Here is an 18,257-nt window from a genome sequence, read left to right on the forward strand (position 1 = left end):
GGGCAGACCGCCCATCGCGCTGGCCGCACGGGTGGGCGGGGACCAAGCCTGGGACGAGTAGCACGGTGAGGCCCGTGAGGGCCAAGGCGTTCCGGATGGAAGTCATCACACCGCCTGTTACGGACGGGGCGTAACCGAGAGGCTAGGCCCTCCTCGCTCGGCGTCCATAAAAGGTCCGCACCAGATCCGGGTATCGCCGTTGACGTCCGTACGACACGTGTTTACGGTCACGACCACAAGACTCCCGAGGTGGAGGGCGCGAACATGCGAACCCGACCCTGGCACCGGTTGCTGATCGTAGGACTGGCCCTGGTGGCCGGTCTGTCGGTGACGGCCGCCGTCACACCGACCACGCCGCAGTGGTGGAACCGCGGCACGATTCCGCTCTACTCGACGACGGCGGCGGGCGGCGAGACCGCCCGGATGCCGGATGGCACCGTGCGCACGTACCTCGCCTTCAGCGGCAAGCCTGCCTACCTCGCCGAGATCGACACGTTGACCTCGAAGGTCATGAGAATGCTGCGCCTCTACGTCCCCGGAACGCCGTCCGGCGAGGTCCCCGCCGACGCCGGCGCCCAGGGCGCGTGGGGTGTGTCCATCGACAAGCGCGGCACGGTGTACGTCAGCACGTACGGCTTCGGCCACGTGTATCGACTTCCCTGGAAGGCGGATGCAGTCGAGGACCTCGGCCGTCCGTCACCCCGGACGAGCTTCACCTGGGAGGGTGACACCGACGAGCGCGGCGTCTTCTACTTCGGCACGACCGAGGGCTTCGGCCCCGCTCCGCTGCCAGGCGGCCGGCTGTTCTCCTGGGATCCGGCCACCCGGAAGTACCGCGACTACGGCGACTGGGGCTCGAAGTACTTGTACGTAAGGTCGGTCGAAGCGCACGGCGGCAAGATCTACGCCGGCCTCGGGCAGACGACCGCGCTCTTCCAGGTGGACCCCAGGACCGGCAAGCGGGTCGAGATCCCGCCGCCGCCGGGGATGCCGACGGACAAGTACACGTACCAGATGGAGGACGAGGCCGGCTACCTGTACCTGCTGTTCGCCGGCGGGACGACCGCACAGGTCGGCTGGGTGCTCGACCTGAAGACGCTGAAGTGGAAGTACGAGATCCCCGGTTACATGGGACAGACGATCTCCCAGGCTGACGATCAGGGACGGGTGTACCTGCTCGTCGACGGCGAGCTGACCCTGTTCGACCCGCGGAGCGGGACGATGACGAAGACGGGCTTCAAGGGCGGGCCCGAGCAGGCCGACAAGGGCGGCCTCGGCGCCGGCAAGGGGGTCGCGCGGGCGGTCGACAAGCGGGTCGGTCACGAGCTGATCTACGGCGCGACCGGTGGCGGTGACCTGTGGCGCTACGACCCGGCGACGAAGACCGGGACGTTCCAGTACGCCGAGGGGCTTGTCGGTACCCCGACCGCCCCGCGCTCGTTGGCGAAGGGCCCGGACGGCCGGATCTACGCCGGCGGATACTTCCAGGGCGGCCTGGTGGCGTACGACCCGGCGACGACGAAGTGGACCGAGTACGTCTTCAAGCATCAGATCGAGGGGATGTCCGCGCACAACGGGAAGATGTACTTCGGCGTGTACCCGAATGCCCAGGTGTGGGAGTACGACCCGGCGCTGCCGTTCGGCGACACGAACCCGAAGAAGCTGTTCGAGCTCAAGGACTTCGGTCAGGAGCGACCCTGGACCGTGGTCAGCGCGGGCAAGTACGTCGCGATCGGCACGTCGCCGAAGAACAGCCAGGACAACGGCGCCGTCACGTTGTACGAGCCCGCGACCGGGGAGCACCGCACCTGGAACTCCGGCCTGGTCGACGGCGCCAACCAGATTTCGACGCTGACATACCGCGACGGCGTGATCTACGGCGGTTCGCTCGGCTGCTGCAACCTTTCCGACAACTCCAAGCATCCGGGGCAGGTCTTCGCGATGGACGCCTCGTCGGGCCGGGTGTTGTGGAGGTCGACGCCGCTTCCGGACGAGCAGGGCGTGAACGGGCTGACGTTCGACGGGCAGGGCCGGCTGTTCGGGATGACGTACGGGACGGTGTTCGAGATCTCGCCTATCGACGGTGCGTTGGTCCGATCGGTGAAGGAGTTCGACTACGACTGGTCCGTGGTGACGAACTTCCAGCCGCGGGCAGTGAACATGGAGTACGACCCGGGCGACGGCGCGATTTACGCGACCAACGGACGCACCCGGAGAATCGATCCGGACACACTGGTCGACGTCGGACCGAACTACGCGACGAGCTTCGCCGCGATCTCACCGGGACCGAACAAGTTCTACGTGCAGAACGGCCTACTCCTCGAGGTCAAGTGGTACTGAGCTCACAGCGACAGCAACAGGACGCAGCCGACCGGCAAGGAGCCAACGGAGCACTAGCGTGGGGACACGAGCGGTCTTCGCTGCTGAGGGACGTTTTCTTCACTTGAGGTAGGTGAGTCCGTCGGTGGTGATGGCGGGTCGGCCGCTTGTGCCGACGACGACGATTTTGATCTTGTGGGTGGCGCTGGTGGTCCAGGTCTTGGTCCAGATGGCGTTGCGGTACGTGGTGGCCTTTGAGTAGAGGTCGACGGTGGTGGTCTTGATGCCGTCGACGTAGACGTAGGCCTGCCCGGAGCCGGTGGCGCGGGAGACGATCCAGGCGGCGGATCGGCCGGTGAAGGTCCAGGTGAGGCTGGAACCCTTGGTGGAACTGGTGTAGGAGGTGCCGCCGAGGTAGTTGGTGGACGTCTTGCTGGTCCACGTTCCTGTCCTGGTTGCGGCGGTCTGCTGCAGGATCACCGGTGTGCGGGTGACGGAGGCGGTGGTGGTGTTGCCGGCGTAGTCGTTCGCTTTCATCGTCCAGGTGGTGGCGCCCCCGGACTTGGCGGTGAAGTTCCAGCCGGTGGTGGCCGGCGCGAAGGTGGCGGTGCTGGGTGCGGTGAGTTGGACGTTCTTGAGCACGGCGTTGTCGGTGGCTTTCCAGGCCAGTTTGACCGGTACGGCGGTGGTGTTGACGGTGCCGGTACGCAGCGACAGCGCTGGTTTGGTGGTGAACGTCGGCGTCGTGGTGTCACCGACGACCGTCACGGCGGTCGTCGTCGCTGTCTTGTTGGACTGGTGGACGGCCCGCACCTGCAATTGATGGCGTCCGGCCGGCACGGTGGTGGAGGCGGAGGTGGCGGCACCCGCGGCGGTGGCCTTGACCGCGCCGTCGAGGAGTAGCTCGTACCGCTTGATCAGGCTGACGGGGGTGGTGGCGGTCCAGTGGGCTGTGATGGCGCCCTTGGTGTAGTAGGTCGTCCCTGACGTGCCGGTGCCGCTGATCGAGGTGACCTTGAGACCTTGGACCGGGCCGGATGCCCAGCTGCGGATGGTGGCCAGTTCGGCGTACAGGTTGCTGCCGGGGCATTCGGTGTTGTTCACGTCGCGGTGGCCGACGATGCGGGGGAAGGTGTAGCTGCTGCCGTTGGTGAAGTAGCGGCTGTAGTAGCTGTGCAGGTTCGTGTCGCCGGCGACCATGGTGGTGGTGCCGGCCGGGTCGGCGCCGTACTGGCCGAGTTTCCACGCCGCGAGCCGGGCGATCGAGGTCACCATCGAGGTGGTGGGTGCGACGTCGTTGTAGTTGCCGAGGGTGGCGATGCCGGCGGTCTGGCTGTTCCAGCCCCGGGCATGCGCGCCGTAGACCGGCCGGTCCACTCCGCCCTTGCGGCCTTCGAAGATGGTCCCGCACTTGTCGATGAGGAAGTTGTAGCCGATGTCGCGGTAGCCGCGGCCTTCGACGTCGTAGCTGTAGATGCCGCGGACGATCGCTGCCGATTGTGAACAGGTGTAGCTGTTGGTGCCGGCGGTGTGGTGCACCACGACAGCGTTGATCTCGCCGGGCAGGTAGACCGGATCGTCCGGGCTGAGCGTCTCATCGGCGTTCCAACCGGCCCGGCTGGTGATCGGCGGCTGCGGCACCGTCGACGGCGGCGCCGGCGGGACGGTCGCCGTTGGTGTCGGGGTCGGCGTTGGTGTAGGGGTCGGTGAGGCGGTGGGGGTCGGTGTGCTGGTCGGGGTGTTGGTCGGCTCGCTGGTAGCGGTGGGTGTCGGGGACGGTGTTGGGGTGGGCTCTGGTGCCGGTGTGCTGGTGGGGGTCGGTGTGCTGGTCGGGTCGGGGCTGGGCGAGGTGCTGATGGTCGGTGCCGGGGTGTCGGATGGGGTGGGTGAATCTGTCGGGGTGGGATCGGCCAGCACGTACGCGGCCGGCTTCACTCCGGGGTTGCGAGGGGTGCTGGGGCCAACCATGTCCAGTCGCAGCCCGTGCGGCATCCGCGCTGTCGCCGACCGGCCGGTGGTGGCGGCAGAGTTCGGAACAGCCCGCACCTGCACACCGTCGGAGGGTCCGACCCAGATCGGGTCGGTACCGCCGCGCACATGGCGACCGACATCGCCGGAGCCGGCGTCGGTGTCAGCGTCGTCGGCGTTCAGCGTCTGCCAGGTCGACCAGGCCCCGGTCGAGATGCCACGGGTGCGCACCTGGATGGTGCCGCGTACTGCCGCGTCCTGATCCGCCCAGGTGACGCCGAGCATGCTGAACGGTTCGGTACGTCGCTGGGGCACCACCGCTGTTCCGCGGGTCGACGACGTCAACGCCACGGATCGCACCTGGGCCGCGATCGGCGCGTGTGACGTCTCGACGAGCTGCGGCGTCTGACCGAGCAGCTGAGGTTGCCAACCACCGTGTCCCGCCAGTACCAGTGCCCCCACCAGTACCAGCACCCCCGTCAGGCCTGTCCCCGCCATCCAGGCGGATCCCCACCACACCCGACGCGATCTCAAGTTGTGTCCTGTCTTCAGTGCCACTCCCGCACCATGCAGACGTGGCAAACGTTGCCGAAGCATGAGCCGGGCTCGGCAAAGCCGGCAGGGTTCGAGCGAACGTCAGCGGCCGGAGCAGACCGTACTGCAATGCACCAGTTTCGCGCTATATCGCCGTACGGGCCGGTCGGGCTGCCTGGCAGCGCCCAAGCCGTCGCGACCGACGCCCAGCGGACGGCGGGCCAGCTGCCGCTGTTCGCCAATGGCGGCGGTGACTTCTACGTCCCCGACTCTTCGGTTCTGAGGGACTGGGACTCCTTGTCGCTTGAGGCTGAAGGAGTGGTCGAGTTGTGGTTGGTGCCCTTGGCTCGCGAGGATCGGCGACGATGTGAGCGGGCTGTCTCGTCGTCGTTCATGGCGGACATGGCTGTTTGCATCGCCTCGCAGAGGCTCTTCTGGGCCTCGTCCAGTTGCCCGAGGACGTGGTCGGGGTCGTTCATGTACGCGAGCTTGGCCCAGTACGTGGTGACGACTGCCTGAACCCCCCATCCGAATGCCCAGGGATCGCGCCGTAGGCAGGCCCTACCGGCGGCATGTGGCGTGGTCCGCAGGCTCGGGGGCGGATCAGGTCACCACCAGGTCGTGCAGCGACAGGATGTAACCGCATACAGGGCGAGGCAGGCAACAACCGCTGCGGTCACGATCGACGCCCTCCCGAGGTGCCCATGGCGAACTCGCAAGCCTCGCCGCGCTCGCCGCGAGGTGCGAAGCCATTCAATACAGCCGTAGCCGGCCAGAACCAGCACCGGAACAACCACCGCGACGGTGAGCGCCGGAGCATCCTTGAGCCCAACGCCCACGAGTGCGACCAGGCCACATGCGGCGAGCATGACCGCCCCTTCGCCCAGCCCGTCGAGCACCCACTCGCCGGCGACCACGAACCACGCCAACATCCGGGAGTCTCCACCGGGAGCGCGGTGCTTCATAGCTGAGAAGGTGACACAGGGAAGCGGCCGCCGACAAGCGGCCGCACCACCTTCTCCTCGCAGGTCAGTCTCCGCTAGGGATGTCAACGGCGTCTATGGCGTCACTTCGTGACCGGCTCCGCCGGCCTGAACCCTTTCGCTGCGGTCTGTGATCTGGCCGGTTGGGACGACGTCGGGTAGCTGTGGCCGATGGCTGGACCTTCGCCGGTGAAGGAGCATGACTACTCCCAGGACCGCTGCGGCCGATCCGGCGGCAGCCCATGGCAGTGCGTGGGAACGCATCGTGTCGTTGGCCCTCTCGCACGCGGTGACGCCCGGCTCCTGGTGAGGTTCAGCCCTGGGGGTCAGAGCGGACCAGCGCGATCATCGCGGCCACTGCCCGCCGGGTGCCGTTCACGTTCTCAACCTCGCCACGTTTCCCACCGACCGGACCACATGCACCGACCATGCCGGTCGGCGAGTGACGGTGATCGTATCCCGCAGATCTGCTTCGTCGCGTTCGCCCGTGCCGGTAAGGGCCAAGGCGATGGCCCTCATCGCATCAGCTCGCTGTCCTTCGTACGAATCCTTCGAGCGAGGCGGTGAGCTCGTCGCGGTTCTCCCGGTAGCGAAGGCAGTACTCGGTGGGGTGCCAACCCGACTGCTGCCACGCGCTTGGTTGCTTGATCGGGAAGCAGGCGTCGTCACGGCTACCGTCGACGAGCCCGGAGAACCACTCGTGCGTCACCATCGGTTCGTAGAAGGTGACGTCTCGGTTCCATACGCCGTAGATGAACGTGTGGGTGAACCGCTGGCCGTGGAATTCCGGTCCTGTCCTGTCGATGAGGTGGTTGCCCATGGCGGGGGCCACCGCGTCGAGATCCTCGAAGTCGGTCGGGAAGTACTTCGGCGCGGGGAGGTTCTTTCCGAGCTGGTAGTCGTCGCAGTTCACCAGCTCACCGCACGGTCCCGTCCTGATCTTCAGCCGCTCGGACTCGGCGTTCAGGTAGAAGTGGATGTCGAAATGCGGCAGGTCGTAGACGAGCGGTGGTCCGTGCCCGTGCGGATTCCAGTTCACCAGCAGGTAGGTGAGCGGACTGTCGACCGTGTTCCTGAAGCTCGTGCTGAGACTCAGCGCGTTCTCGTACCCGTTCGAGCACTCCGTCATCGGGTCGACGCTGCCGTTGCCGTCCTTGTCGTAGCACCACTTGCCGTCGGTCGGCGGGTCCTCGGGGAGGCCTTGCAGCGTACGCGCGGGGAACACCAGCCCAACCGCCGTGGGTATGCCGTGTTCGGCTTGCGAGTACGCCGTGAGCCGGCCGTTGCCGAGTGGCGCAGACTCGCCGTACGACGCACACGGGCCGAGGTAGGACGCCGTCGTCTCGACCAGCTGATCGGCGAGCGGTGCGGACACGTGAACAGTCGCCTCGAGATGCGGACGCGTCAATGGTGCGAAGCACAGGGCGACGAGCTGGTGTGTGCCCGAGGCGGCAGCAGTGGGCGCCCCCGCCCCCACCGCCACCGCGCAGAGCGTGAGCGCAGCCGCAAGTACGGCCGCTGGTTTCCGCAACTTCATGTCAGCTCCTCCTGCCAACGAATCGCGGTTGGCCGCATCGCCGGACGTCGATCGACCCGAGCCCAGTCTCGGTGTCCCGGCGCGGCGCCGGCAGTCGATTCGGCCTCAATCGAAATGAGGCCCCACGGGGTGCCCCGCGTGGTGGGGGAATTACGGCGCGTGGTCTCGACGTATCCCTCCCGCCCAGTGAGTCGTCGTTGATGCAGGAGCCGGACCGGCGGCCGCGTCACTGGTGTTACCTTGCGCCGGTGACAGACCTGGAGTGGTTCCTCACCGCTGACGAGCGGGGCAACCACGCCACCGAACTCGACCGGCGCCGCGGCGATGGGGCGCCGGCATGGTCCGACGGGAACACGGTCACACCGCTGGTGCACGGCGCGACCTACTTCGCCCGGCTCGTCGAGGTCGTCACAGCCACCGAGGCCGGCGACGTCATCATGTTCACCGACTGGCGCGGCGACCCCGACCAGCGTCTGGACGAGCAGGGCGCCGAGGTGGCGCGCGTGCTCTGTGAAGCCGCCGGCCGCGGTGTGATCGTCAAGGGCCTCGTCTGGCGTTCGCACTGGGACCGGTTGGCGTTCAGTGCGGCGGAGAACCGGTATCTGGGCGAGGACATCAACGCCGCGGGCGGTGAATGCATCCGCGACATGCGGGTGCGTCCGGGCGGCTCTCACCATCAGAAGTTCGTCGTCGTCCGGCACGTCCGGCACCCCGAGCGGGACGTCGCGTTCGCCGGCGGTATCGACCTGTGCCACAGCCGGCGCGACACCATCGAGCACGAAGGCGATCCGCAGCGGCAGCCGATGAGCGCTGTCTACGGCCCCCGTCCACCGTGGCACGACCTGCAGTTGGAGATCCACGGGCCGGCGGTGGGGGATCTCGAGTTCAGTTTTCGGGAACGCTGGAACGACTCCACACCGGTCAGCCTCAACCCCGCCTACCGGGTGGCCGACGTACTGCGGCGCGACGACGATGACGACCCGTCCACCCTTCCCGCGCAGCCGTCCGACCCGTCACCGGCGGGCACCCACCTGGTGCAGGTGCTGCGCACCTATCCGGCGCGGCGCCCCCGCTACCCGTTCGCTCCGGACGGGGAACGCAGCGTCGCCCGCGGCTACCGGAAGGTCCTCGCCCGCGCGCACAGGCTCATCTACGTCGAAGACCAGTACCTGTGGTCGGATGACGTTGCCTCCTGCTTCGCCGACGCCCTCGCCGCCAACCCCGAGTTGTTGCTTGTCGCGGTGATCCCCCACTACCCCGACCAGGACGGCAGGCTGAGCCTCCCGATGAACCTGGTCGGACGTCAGCAGGCGCTCGACCTGATCAACGCGGCCGCTCCCGGGCGCGTCGGGGTGTACGGGATCGAGAACCACCACGGCAACCCCGTGTACGTCCACGCCAAGGTGTGCGTCGTCGACGACGTGTGGGCCTCGGTCGGCTCCGACAACTTCAACCGCCGCTCCTGGACGCACGACTCCGAGCTGTCCTGCGCGGTGATCGACCGGGTCCGCGACGACCGTGAACCGCGCGTCGTGGATCGTTACGGTGACGGCGCCCGCGCCTTCGCCCGTGATCTTCGCCTGGAACTCGCCCGCGAACACCTCGACCGCGACCCCGGTGACGATGCCGACCTGATCGATCCCAAGTCGTTGTTCGCCGCCTTCACCGACTCGGCGCAGCGGCTGCAGCGCTGGCACGACGGCGAACGCTCCGGCTCGCGGCCACCCGGCCGGCTGCGGCCCTACCAGCTGCCGCGGCTTTCCCCCGCGACCATGAGGTGGGCCGGCCTGGCGTACCGCACCGTCGCCGACCCCGATGGCCGCCCGTGGCGCCTGCGCCGGGCACACAGGTACTGACCGCCGCCGGTCGGCCGATCGTCAGCTCGCGGTCCTGCTTTCAGGGCCCTTGACATCCTCGTCCCCGCCGTCATACTTAGGCGCATGGCTAAGTGTTCGGACGGGAACGACGGTGACGCCGAGCTCGACCGGATGTTCCGCGCACTGGCGGACGGCACCCGCCGGGCGATGGTCGCCCGGCTGGCCAACGGGCCGGCCTCGGTGAGCCAGCTCGCCGAACCGTTCGGCATGGCGCTGCCCACCGTCGTCCAGCACCTCCGGGTGCTCGAGGAGGCGCGGATCGTGTCGTCGGAGAAGGTCGGCCGGGTGCGTACGTACCAACTCGTCCCCGACGCGCTGGTCCCGGCCAACGCCTGGATCGTGGCCCACCGCCGCCCGCAGGAACGCAAGCTCGACCGCCTGGGCGACTACCTCACAAACCAGCACACACAGGAGGACTGACATGACCGACCGCACCCAGACCCACGCCACGTTCGTGCTCGAGCGCGAGTACCCCGTTCCCGTCGACCGCGTGTGGGCCGCCTTCGCCGACCCGAAGATCAAGCGCAAGTGGTTCGGCAGCGACGAGTTCGTCGACGTCGAGTACACCGACGACTTCCGGGTAGGCGGCGAGGCGACCGACGAGGGACGTCACGGCGAGGGCGGTCCGCTGTCGCAGTTCCGCGCCACCTACACCGACATCGCTGCCAACGAACGGATCGTCTACACCTACGACATGTGGCTGGACGGGGCGCACGCCTCGACGTCGATCACGACGATCCGGCTCGAGCCCACCGACGGCGACGCGGGCAAGGGGACCCGGCTCACCTACACCGAGCAGGGCGTCCACCTCGACGGCGTGCACGGCCCCGGGCCCGACGCCGCGGCCGGTCGCGAGGCCGGCACCGCCGACATGCTCGACGCGATGGGAAAGCTGCTTGCCGGCGTCAGCTGATCCCGTCCGCCGAGGCGGGTGCACGACCGGCGGCCGGTGCGCGAACAGAGGAAGCGGCGGCCGACGGTGTGCTCGTCAGATTCGGGCGAGGAAGTTCCTGATCAGGCTGGCGACCTCGTCGCCCGCGCTCTCGAGCAGGAAGTGACCGCCCTGGAGAAGGTGTACCTCCGCGTCCGGGAGGTCCTTCCTGAACGCCTCGGCTCCCGCCGGACCGAAGATCTCGTCACCTTCGCCCCACACCGCCAGCAACGGCACCTGGGATGAACGGAAGTACTCGTGCAGCCTGGGGTAGACAGGCAGGTTCGAGGCGTAGTTCGCGAAAAGGTCCAGCTGTATGAGGTCGTTGCCCGGACGGGAAACCATGTGGAAGTCGTGGAACCAGGCGTCGGGATCGAGAAGCGACGTGTCCGGTACGCCTGTGACGTACTGCCACTTGATGCCTTCGAGACTCAGTGCGACCCGTACGCCTGCCTCGGTCTCCTCGTTCTGCTCCTTCGCCCAGGCCCACACGCCCTCCCAGAAGGACTCGACGAAACCGTCGTCGTAGGCGTTTCCGTTCTGGCTGATGATCGCGGTGACCGACTCGGGGCGAGCCAGCGCGAGTCGCCAGCCGATCGGGGCGCCGTAGTCCTGGACGTACATCGCGAAGGAGGTCACGCCCAGCTCGTCGAGCAGTGCGAGGGTCAGGTCGGCCAGCGCGTCGAAGGTGTAGGTGAAGCTGTCCCTCGCCGGCGCCGAGGAGTGACCGAAGCCGAGATGGTCGGGGGCGATGACGTGGTAGTCGCCTGCCAGGGAAGGGATCAGGTTACGAAACATGTGGGAGCTCGTCGGAAAGCCGTGCAGCAGCACGACCGTCGGTTTGCCGGCCGGGCCTGCTTCGCGGAAGAAGAGCTCCTGGCCCTGCACCGTCTTCGAACGGTAGTGGATCTCGGCCATGACGCTAACCCCTTTGGATGTTTATGATGGTTAGATCGGTACCGGCAACGTAGCCCCGGTACTTCTGATCTGTCAACGCCGGCTGGTGCCGCGCGGCCGAGCGCTTCTGGCGGTCGGCCGCCTCGTTGCCGTACGGATCCGAAGGTGCCGTCGTGGATGCCTCGGAGTTACGGTGATGAGCGGACACGAAGGGAATCCCGGATGGCGACAGTTCGCGTGACGTCGCTCAACGTCGGTAGGCCGAAGAAGGTCGACTGGGACGGTCGCCGGGTGTTCACGGGTGCCTGGAAGGCGCCGGTGAACGACCGGCGACGCGTCACCCGCCTCAACGTGGACGGCGACGGGCAAGGCGACCTTGACGGCCACGGCGGTCCCAACCGGGCGGTCCTCGTCTACCAGGAGCAGGCCTACGAGTTCTGGCGGAGCTTCCTCTCGCGCTCGGACCTGTCGGCGGGAAGCTTCGGCGAAAACCTCACACTCGACGGATATCCGGACGATGAGGTCTGTATCGGGGACCAGTACCGCATCGGAACCGCGATGTTCGAGGTCAGCCAGCCTCGTGTCACGTGCTTTCGGGTCGGGCTGCGCAACGACGAACCCCGCCTGGCAGCGCTGATGGTGGCCCACCGGCGCCCCGGCTTCTACATGCGGGTCCTGGACGAGGGCGAGATCGGGGCGGGCGATCAGGTCGAGCTGGTCAGGAAGGATCCGGCCGGCCTCAGTGTGGCCGACGTCGACGCCCTGCTCTACCTGCCGAACCCCGACCGGGCCCGGCTGGCGATCGCCGGCGGCCATCCGGCTCTGAGTGCGGGCTGGCGCGATTCCTTCGCCTCGATGCTGGAGGAGGACCTTCAGGTCGGGACCGGCCTTGCCTGGAAGGGATTCCGGTCGCTGCGGGTCGCCCGCGTCGCTCGGGAGACGCCCAGCGTCTCGTCGTTCTACCTGACCGATCCGGAGGGCCTCGACTTACCGGGTGCTCGCGCGGGGCAGTACCTCACCATTCGGATCCCGTCCGCTGGTTCGAACAACGGCTTGGTCCGCAACTACTCGCTCTCGGCGCCTGCTGTCGGGTCGGCGTACCGCGTCAGTGTCAAGAAGGAGCCGGGCGGAGCCTTCAGCAACCTGTTGCACGAGACGGTACGAGAAGGAGATCTGCTCGACGTCGCGGTTCCCCGGGGGTCCTTCGTCCTGCGGCCGAAGGCGCGTGCGTACGTCTTCGTCTCGGCCGGAATCGGGATCACGCCCCTGCTGCCGATGCTCGCCAGGCTTCGTGACATGAATCCGAACGCGAGAGTGTGGTGGCTCCACAGCACGCGAACTCTCGAGGAGTACCCGCTCCTCGCCGAGGTCGAGGACCTGGTCGCCCACAGCGGTGCCATGGTGAAGGTCCGGACGTGGGTGACACGCGGGGACGTCCGCGGTCCTCAGGCGACGGGCAACCTGGGCTTGCGGCAAGGTCGGCTTGCGCCACAGTCGATCGCCGACCTCGGGGTCCCGCGAGACGCGTTGGCCTACGTCTGTGGACCATCCGCGTTCATCGAGTACGCCACCGCCGCTCTCGTCGCCGCGGGCGTCGCGAGCACCAACATCGCATCCGAGCTTTTCGGCGCCGGTGCCGCACTGAATCCCGGAGTCGTCGCCTCGGGCCCGTCTCGCCGGCCGCACCTGCCCGAAACGCTCGGCACCGGCCCGATGGTGACGTTCGCTCGCAGCCAGCTGCAGGTGCCGTGGGACTCGAACCGCGGGAGCCTGCTCGAACTCGCCGAGGCCTGCGACGTGCCGACCCGCTGGGTGTGCCGGACGGGGGTCTGCCACACGTGCGTGACGCCCCTGGTCTCGGGAGAACTCGCCTACATCGAGGAGCCACTCGTCCCGCCGGAGGATGGCGAGGCGCTCATCTGTTGCTCCAGGCCGGCGTCGGAAGTCGTTCTCGACCTCTGATCCGGCACGCCGTCTCAGTTCCTCTTGGCGTTGGCGCGCTCGTAGTGCCGGCGGGCCTTCATCCGGTTGCCGCAGACAGCCATCGAGCACCAGCGAGCTGTGTTCGCCTTGCTGTGATCGATGAGGAACAGCTGACATTCGGTGTTCTCGCATGCGCGAAGCCGGCCTGGGCGTTCGTGCTGCAGACGGCTCCAGGCAAGTATCGACCGCATGCCCACCTCGTGGTCGGGGTCGGTGAGAATCTCCCACCGAATCCCGATGCCGTCGCTGGCGGGGCGCGGGCGGACGCCGGCTCGGTCCAGCCAGCTGCTCACGGCCGAGGCGTCGAGCCGCCCTCGCACAACGTCGGCCAGGACATCTCGAACGTCCTTGACCACCTCGCGCTCGACCTCGGACCCCGTTCGGCCGTAGGTGGCCAGCCAGTTCGCGGCCTTGTCGTCATCGGCAAGCTCGTCGGTCGGCACCCCGTTGATCACCGGGCAGGAGTTGAGCACTGCCAGCAGCAGCGCCTCCTCCTCCTGCGCCCCGGCCGCCGGACCGCGCGCACCCGTGTGCCGGTCACGGCCCTTCGCAGCGGCCCCCGGTGTCCGGACAACGAGCTCCATTCAGGACCTACCTAACCGCTGTCGTGTTCTTGACAAGTTAGAGACTACCGCACTACGGTCAGGCTAACCCTTGTAACGCAGCTTAGTGGTTAGTCGTGGCAGCACGAGGCCCGGCGAAAGACGACGCATCGTCGCTTCAGGAAGAGGGCAACCACCATGGGATCCACCAGCACACTCACAGCCGATCTGTTGGTCATCGGGTTCGGAAAGGGAGGAAAGACCGTCGCTCACGCGGCGGCGGACGCGGGCCATCGCGTCGTCATGGTCGAACAGTCCGAGAACATGTACGGCGGCACGTGCCCGAACGTCGGCTGCGTGCCGACCAAGATGCTGGTTCACTTCGCGAGCGGGAAGCGACTGTCCGATGACGCGCAGGACTACTTCGCGAACTCGATAGAGCAGGTCCGCGCCCTGACCAGTGCCTTCCGCGCCGGCAATTTCGAGGGACTCAACGGCAAGGCCTCCGCGACCGTGCTCACCGGCACCGCCGCCTTCACCGACCCGCACACGGTCACGGTCGGCGAAGGAGCGGACGCGATCGACGTGACCGCGCCGACCATCCTCATCAGTACCGGATCAGAGCCGGTCGTCCCTGCGATCCCCGGCCTGAAGTCGAGTTCCCACCTGGTCAGCAGCACAGACCTCACCCGGAACGCCGCCCTGCCCGAACGGCTGGTCGTCATCGGTGGTGGCTATCTGGGGCTCGAGTTCGCCTCGATGTACCAGAACTTCGGCAGCGAGGTGACCGTGGTCGAGTCGGCCGACCGTCTTCTGCCCCGCGAGGACGAAGACGTGGCGCAGTCGGTCACGAACGTGCTGCTCGGCGACGGAGTGGAGATCGTGACGGGCGCGGCGATCACCGAGATACACGACAAGGGCGCGGTCTCGACGGTCACCTACGTCAAGGGCGGGGAGACCTGCACGGTGGAAGGAAGCGCGCTGCTCCCCGCCACCGGACGCCGGCCGGTGACGGCGGACCTGCGTCTGGACGCGGCCGGCGTGCAGACGAGCGCGAACGGCGCCGTTCGGGTCGACGCACAGCTACGGACCAGCCAGCCGCACATCTTCGCGCTCGGCGATGTCAACGGGGGACCCCAGTTCACCTACATCGCGCTCGACGACGCGCGGATCGTCATCGATCAGCTCTATGGAGACGGGAAGCGCACCACCGACGACAGGGTTGCCGTACCCCACACCTTGTTCGTCTCGCCGGCCCTGGCCACCGTGGGCCTGACCGAAACGGAGGCCAGAGCGCGAGGGTTCGAGGTGAAGGTCGCGCGCCAGAACGTCGCGGACATCGTTGCGATGCCAAGGGCCTACGCGGTGGAGGAGACCCGCGGCCTGATGAAGTTCGTCGTCGACGCCGACAGCGACCTCGTGTTGGGCGCGGCCGTTCACAGTGTCGACGCTCAGGAGATCATCAACACGGTCGCGCTGGCCATCCGGCACGACGTCACGGCCACCGAGCTCCGGAACGCGATCTACACCCACCCCAGTTCGACGGAGGCGATGAACGAGGTCTTCGACAACATCGTGGGTTGACGTTCACGGCAGCCGGGTTCATCGCCTGCTGATCCGCCGCTCGTTGAGTGGATCGTCTCGGACGCCGGGGCGCAGTCTCACTCCATGTCCTGGTGCCGTCGGCGCGACGACCTCCCCATCGTTGATCTCGGGCACACCCTCGACGAGTTCGGCGTACCAGGTGCGCAGGAAGGCCCGAACCGTCTCCTGAACAAGGCCGTTGGGCGCCGAGAGCACCAGATGGACGCAGGCGGCGAGGGTGGCGGGACCCGTGCAGTCGTGCGGGGCAACGGGAATCCCGTAGGTGTCGGCGAGTGAAGCGACCTTGCGGGCTTCGGTGAGTCCGCCGGTCCACTGGACGTCGACCGTCGCCACGTCGACCGCCCCTGACGCCAGCAGCGGCAGGAAGCCCCGTCGTCCTACGACGGTCTCGCCGGTGGCGATGGGTACGTCGGCTTCCGCTGCGAGGGCGGCCAGTGCGTCGGCGGCGTCGGGCCGGATCGGGTCCTCGACCCAAAAGGGCTGATACGGCGTGAGGGCGTGGATGATGGTGGCGGCGGCCGGACGGCTCCACAGTCCGTGGAGTTCGACCATCAGGTTCATCTCGTTACCGACTTCGCTCCGGATCGCGTCGATGACCCTGATGCCGTCGGCGAGGTCGCCGGGCGAGATGTGGGTTCCGCCCGTGGCCTCGGCCGCACGGTCGAACGGCCACACCTTCATGCCGCGGATGCCTTCGCCGTACAGTTCGCGGGCCAGTTCGGCCGGTCGGGTCAGGAAGCCGTCGAGGTCTTCGAGCGACCGATCGGCACCGTCTCGGCGTACGCCCCAGTTGTCGGAGTTCTGGCGGGTGCTGGTGCTCACGTATCCGGGTCCGGCACAGGTGTTGTAGATCGGCAACCAGGCGCGGACGGGTCCGCCGAACAACGCCACCAAGGGCAGGCCGGCTCGTTTGCCCAGGAGATCCCACAGGGCCAGGTCGATCGCGCCGTTTCCGCGTACCTCGGCTCCGGCGCCCTGGAATCCGGTGTACGGAGTCAGGGCCTTCGCGATGCGCTCGGGCGCGCAGTCGGGCTCCGTCAGGAGAACCTCCGCTGCCGACTCGTGGATGTAGGCCTCGACGGTCCGTGACCCGAAGAACGCCTCGCCGAGACCGACGTTGCCGTCACCGTCATGGAGAAGTACGAAGAGCAGGTTCGGCTGGATCGCCGGACGGATGGTCTCGATGGTGGTGATCACGCTTTCTCCTCATCCCTTGACGGCGCCGAGGGTCAGGCCGCTGATCAGCTGCTTGCGGAGTGCGATGAACAGCGCGACGGTGGGGATGGCGGCGATGACCGATCCGGCCAGGATCACCCCGTAGTCCGCCGTGTAGGCGCTGGTGAGCGAGTTCAGCCCCAGCGGCAGGGTGTACTTGTTGGCGTCGGCGATGACGATCAGCGGCCACATGAAGTTGTTGTAGCTGGTGAGGAAGAGCCAGACCGCGAGTGCGCCGAGGGCGGGGCGGAGAACGGGCAGGACGATCCGGAAGAAGATCGAGAGCTCGCCGGCGCCGTCGATACGGGCGGCCTCGATCATCTGGGTCGGCACCGCCTGGACGATGAACTGGCGCATCATGAAGATCCCGAAGGCGGGCGCGAGCCACGGCAGGATCAACGCGACGTAGCTGTTGCCGAGGCCCATCCCGGCGATCTGGACGAACAGCGGGATCACCAGCACCGTGACGGGGATCATCATCGAGGAGAACATGATGTCGAACAGGATCTGGCTGCCACGGAAGCGGAACTTCGCGAAGGCGTAGCCGCCCATCGTGGAGAAGATCACCGAGATCGTCGTACTCACCAACGCGGTCCACAGGCTTGTCCAGAGCCACTTCGGCAGCGAGATGTCGGTGAACACCGTGACGTAGTTGGCGAACGTCGCATGCTTCGGGATCAGGTGTGGCGGGATCGCGAAGATCTCGTCGATGCTCTTGAACGAGCCGGAGACCGCCCAGACCATCGGCAGGACCGAGCCCAGCAAGACGATGGCCAGGCCGAGATACAACAGGGCCCGCCGCGCCGCACGCCCTCGCCCTCCCGCGCTGCCCGGCGAATTCGGGTGTGGCCGATCGGCGCGGGGCGTGGTGTGAGTGGAGACGTCGGTGACGCTCATGCCCGATCCTCTCGTCCGATTCCGAAGAAGTGCCGGCTGATCCGGGTCGCGATGAAGAGGACGACGAACAACAGGAAGCTCGCCGCGGCGGCATAGCCGAGTTGCTCGCGGGTGAACGCGGCACGGTAGATGAAGTAGGCGATGCTGAGGGTCGATTCCCCAGGACCGCCCTTGGTCAGGATGAAGGGTTCCTCGAAGATCTGTGCGGCTCCGATGAACGACGTGATGCCGACGAACGCGGTCACCGGCGCGAGCATCGGCAACGTCACGTTGCGGAACTTCTGTACGACACCACCGCCGTCGATGTCGGCGGCCTCGTAGAGCTCGGGCGGGATCGACTGCAGCCCCGCCAGAAAGTAGATCACCAGGTAGCCGGTGTAGCGCCAGATCAGCAGGATGATGACGGTGACCTTGGCCCACACGGCGTCACCCAACCAGTCCACCGGACCGATGCCGAAGAGGATGTTGAGCGTCGAGTTGACCAGCCCGGCCTGGGAGTCGAAGAGAATCGTGAAGACGAGGGCGACCACGACGGGCGACAGCACGAACGGAAGGAAGAACGTGACCCGGAACAGGTCACGCAGCCTGAGTCGCTTCGCAGCCAGGCCGGTGGCGATCAGCAGCGCCAGGGGCACGATGACGAAGATGCTCGCCGCCACGTACCAGAAGGTGTTCACCGCCGCCGTCTGGAAGCTCTGGTCGGAGAAGAGCCGCACGTAGTTCTGCAGGCCGACCCAGCGCATCGGCCCGATCCCGGTCCAGCTGTGCAGGCTGATCCACAGGGCGACGACTGTCGGGATGAGCAGAAAGACGGCGTAGAGGACGAAGAACGGCGACAGGAAGGCGTACGGAGTCCACCGCGGGTACTGGCGAGAGGGTCGACGTCGCGATGGTTCCTGAGCCGGAGCCGATGCCGCGGGGCGGCGTGAGCGGGCGACACGCACCGAGTTGTCAGACGTCATGTCGGCT

General features: G+C 67.3%; 15 protein-coding genes. 7 read left to right on the forward strand and 8 right to left on the reverse strand.

All coding sequences use genetic code 11. From position 1 onward, the window contains the following. The first annotated feature begins 264 nt into the window (after nt 1-264). The gene (locus FHR37_RS27755; RefSeq protein WP_139239219.1) at nt 265-2,340 is read left to right on the forward strand and encodes a hypothetical protein; all 2,076 of its coding nucleotides are present in this window, start codon (nt 265-267) and stop codon (nt 2,338-2,340) included. A gap of 99 nt (nt 2,341-2,439) precedes the next feature. On the opposite strand, the gene FHR37_RS32765 is transcribed toward FHR37_RS27755, so the two are convergent. Then, nucleotides 2,440-4,785: a peptidoglycan recognition protein family protein gene (locus FHR37_RS32765; RefSeq protein ID WP_202818396.1), complete on the reverse strand. Its 2,346-nt coding sequence runs from the start codon at nt 4,783-4,785 to the stop codon at nt 2,440-2,442. A gap of 165 nt (nt 4,786-4,950) precedes the next feature. Between FHR37_RS32765 and FHR37_RS27765 the strand changes: the two genes are divergently transcribed. Next, nucleotides 4,951-5,340 (forward strand): hypothetical protein, encoded by a 390-nt coding sequence (locus FHR37_RS27765; protein ID WP_092889717.1) that lies wholly within the window; start codon nt 4,951-4,953, stop codon nt 5,338-5,340. Between the two features lie 89 nt (nt 5,341-5,429). Here the strand turns inward: FHR37_RS27765 and FHR37_RS27770 are convergent, their stop codons facing one another. After that, the gene (locus FHR37_RS27770; RefSeq protein WP_092889714.1) at nt 5,430-5,753 is read right to left on the reverse strand and encodes a hypothetical protein; all 324 of its coding nucleotides are present in this window, start codon (nt 5,751-5,753) and stop codon (nt 5,430-5,432) included. 574 nt (nt 5,754-6,327) lie between these two features. After that, on the reverse strand, nt 6,328-7,341 hold the full coding sequence (locus FHR37_RS27775) for a hypothetical protein (protein WP_139239218.1): 1,014 nt from the start codon (nt 7,339-7,341) through the stop codon (nt 6,328-6,330). Nucleotides 7,342-7,589: 248 nt separating this feature from the next. On the opposite strand from FHR37_RS27775, the gene FHR37_RS27780 reads away from it, so the two are divergent. The 3 genes from FHR37_RS27780 to FHR37_RS27790 all read left to right on the forward strand — a co-directional run bounded on the left by FHR37_RS27780 (nt 7,590) and on the right by FHR37_RS27790 (nt 10,131). Next, on the forward strand, nt 7,590-9,197 hold the full coding sequence (locus FHR37_RS27780) for a phospholipase D family protein (protein ID WP_237769113.1): 1,608 nt from the start codon (nt 7,590-7,592) through the stop codon (nt 9,195-9,197). 84 nt (nt 9,198-9,281) lie between these two features. Then, on the forward strand, nt 9,282-9,638 hold the full coding sequence (locus tag FHR37_RS27785) for an ArsR/SmtB family transcription factor (protein WP_202818395.1): 357 nt from the start codon (nt 9,282-9,284) through the stop codon (nt 9,636-9,638). A 1-nt stretch (nt 9,639) separates the two neighbouring features. Continuing rightward, nucleotides 9,640-10,131, forward strand: coding sequence for an SRPBCC domain-containing protein (locus tag FHR37_RS27790; protein ID WP_092889706.1), 492 nt, complete (start codon nt 9,640-9,642; stop codon nt 10,129-10,131). Between the two features lie 75 nt (nt 10,132-10,206). Here FHR37_RS27790 and FHR37_RS27795 read toward each other — a convergent pair whose 3' ends face one another. Further along, nucleotides 10,207-11,067: an alpha/beta fold hydrolase gene (locus tag FHR37_RS27795; RefSeq protein WP_092889703.1), complete on the reverse strand. Its 861-nt coding sequence runs from the start codon at nt 11,065-11,067 to the stop codon at nt 10,207-10,209. Between the two features lie 201 nt (nt 11,068-11,268). On the opposite strand from FHR37_RS27795, the gene FHR37_RS27800 reads away from it, so the two are divergent. Continuing rightward, complete coding sequence (locus tag FHR37_RS27800; RefSeq protein WP_092889700.1) at nt 11,269-13,008, forward strand: MOSC and FAD-binding oxidoreductase domain-containing protein; 1,740 nt, start codon at nt 11,269-11,271, stop codon at nt 13,006-13,008. 14 nt (nt 13,009-13,022) lie between these two features. Here the strand turns inward: FHR37_RS27800 and FHR37_RS27805 are convergent, their stop codons facing one another. After that, nucleotides 13,023-13,613 carry a CGNR zinc finger domain-containing protein gene (locus tag FHR37_RS27805; protein WP_092889697.1) on the reverse strand — a complete coding sequence of 197 codons (591 nt, stop codon included), beginning with the start codon at nt 13,611-13,613 and terminating at the stop codon, nt 13,023-13,025. A 156-nt stretch (nt 13,614-13,769) separates the two neighbouring features. On the opposite strand from FHR37_RS27805, the gene FHR37_RS27810 reads away from it, so the two are divergent. After that, nucleotides 13,770-15,155 carry a dihydrolipoyl dehydrogenase family protein gene (locus FHR37_RS27810; RefSeq protein WP_092889694.1) on the forward strand — a complete coding sequence of 462 codons (1,386 nt, stop codon included), beginning with the start codon at nt 13,770-13,772 and terminating at the stop codon, nt 15,153-15,155. An 18-nt stretch (nt 15,156-15,173) separates the two neighbouring features. On the opposite strand, the gene FHR37_RS27815 is transcribed toward FHR37_RS27810, so the two are convergent. Genes FHR37_RS27815 through FHR37_RS27825 form a run of 3 tightly spaced genes read right to left on the reverse strand, consistent with a single transcriptional unit; the run spans nt 15,174 to nt 18,250 of the window. After that, nucleotides 15,174-16,373, reverse strand: a complete 1,200-nt coding sequence (locus FHR37_RS27815) for a mandelate racemase/muconate lactonizing enzyme family protein (RefSeq protein ID WP_202818394.1) — start codon at nt 16,371-16,373, stop codon at nt 15,174-15,176. A gap of 9 nt (nt 16,374-16,382) precedes the next feature. Then, nucleotides 16,383-17,288: a carbohydrate ABC transporter permease gene (locus FHR37_RS27820; protein WP_092889691.1), complete on the reverse strand. Its 906-nt coding sequence runs from the start codon at nt 17,286-17,288 to the stop codon at nt 16,383-16,385. After that, complete coding sequence (locus FHR37_RS27825; RefSeq protein WP_092889689.1) at nt 17,285-18,250, reverse strand: carbohydrate ABC transporter permease; 966 nt, start codon at nt 18,248-18,250, stop codon at nt 17,285-17,287. Before FHR37_RS27825 ends, FHR37_RS27820 begins: the two co-directional genes overlap by 4 nt. Between the last annotated feature and the right edge of the window lie 7 nt (nt 18,251-18,257).

Origin of the sequence: Actinopolymorpha cephalotaxi, assembly GCF_013408535.1 — a bacterium.
GTDB classification, from domain to species: Bacteria; Actinomycetota; Actinomycetes; order Propionibacteriales; family Actinopolymorphaceae; genus Actinopolymorpha; species Actinopolymorpha cephalotaxi.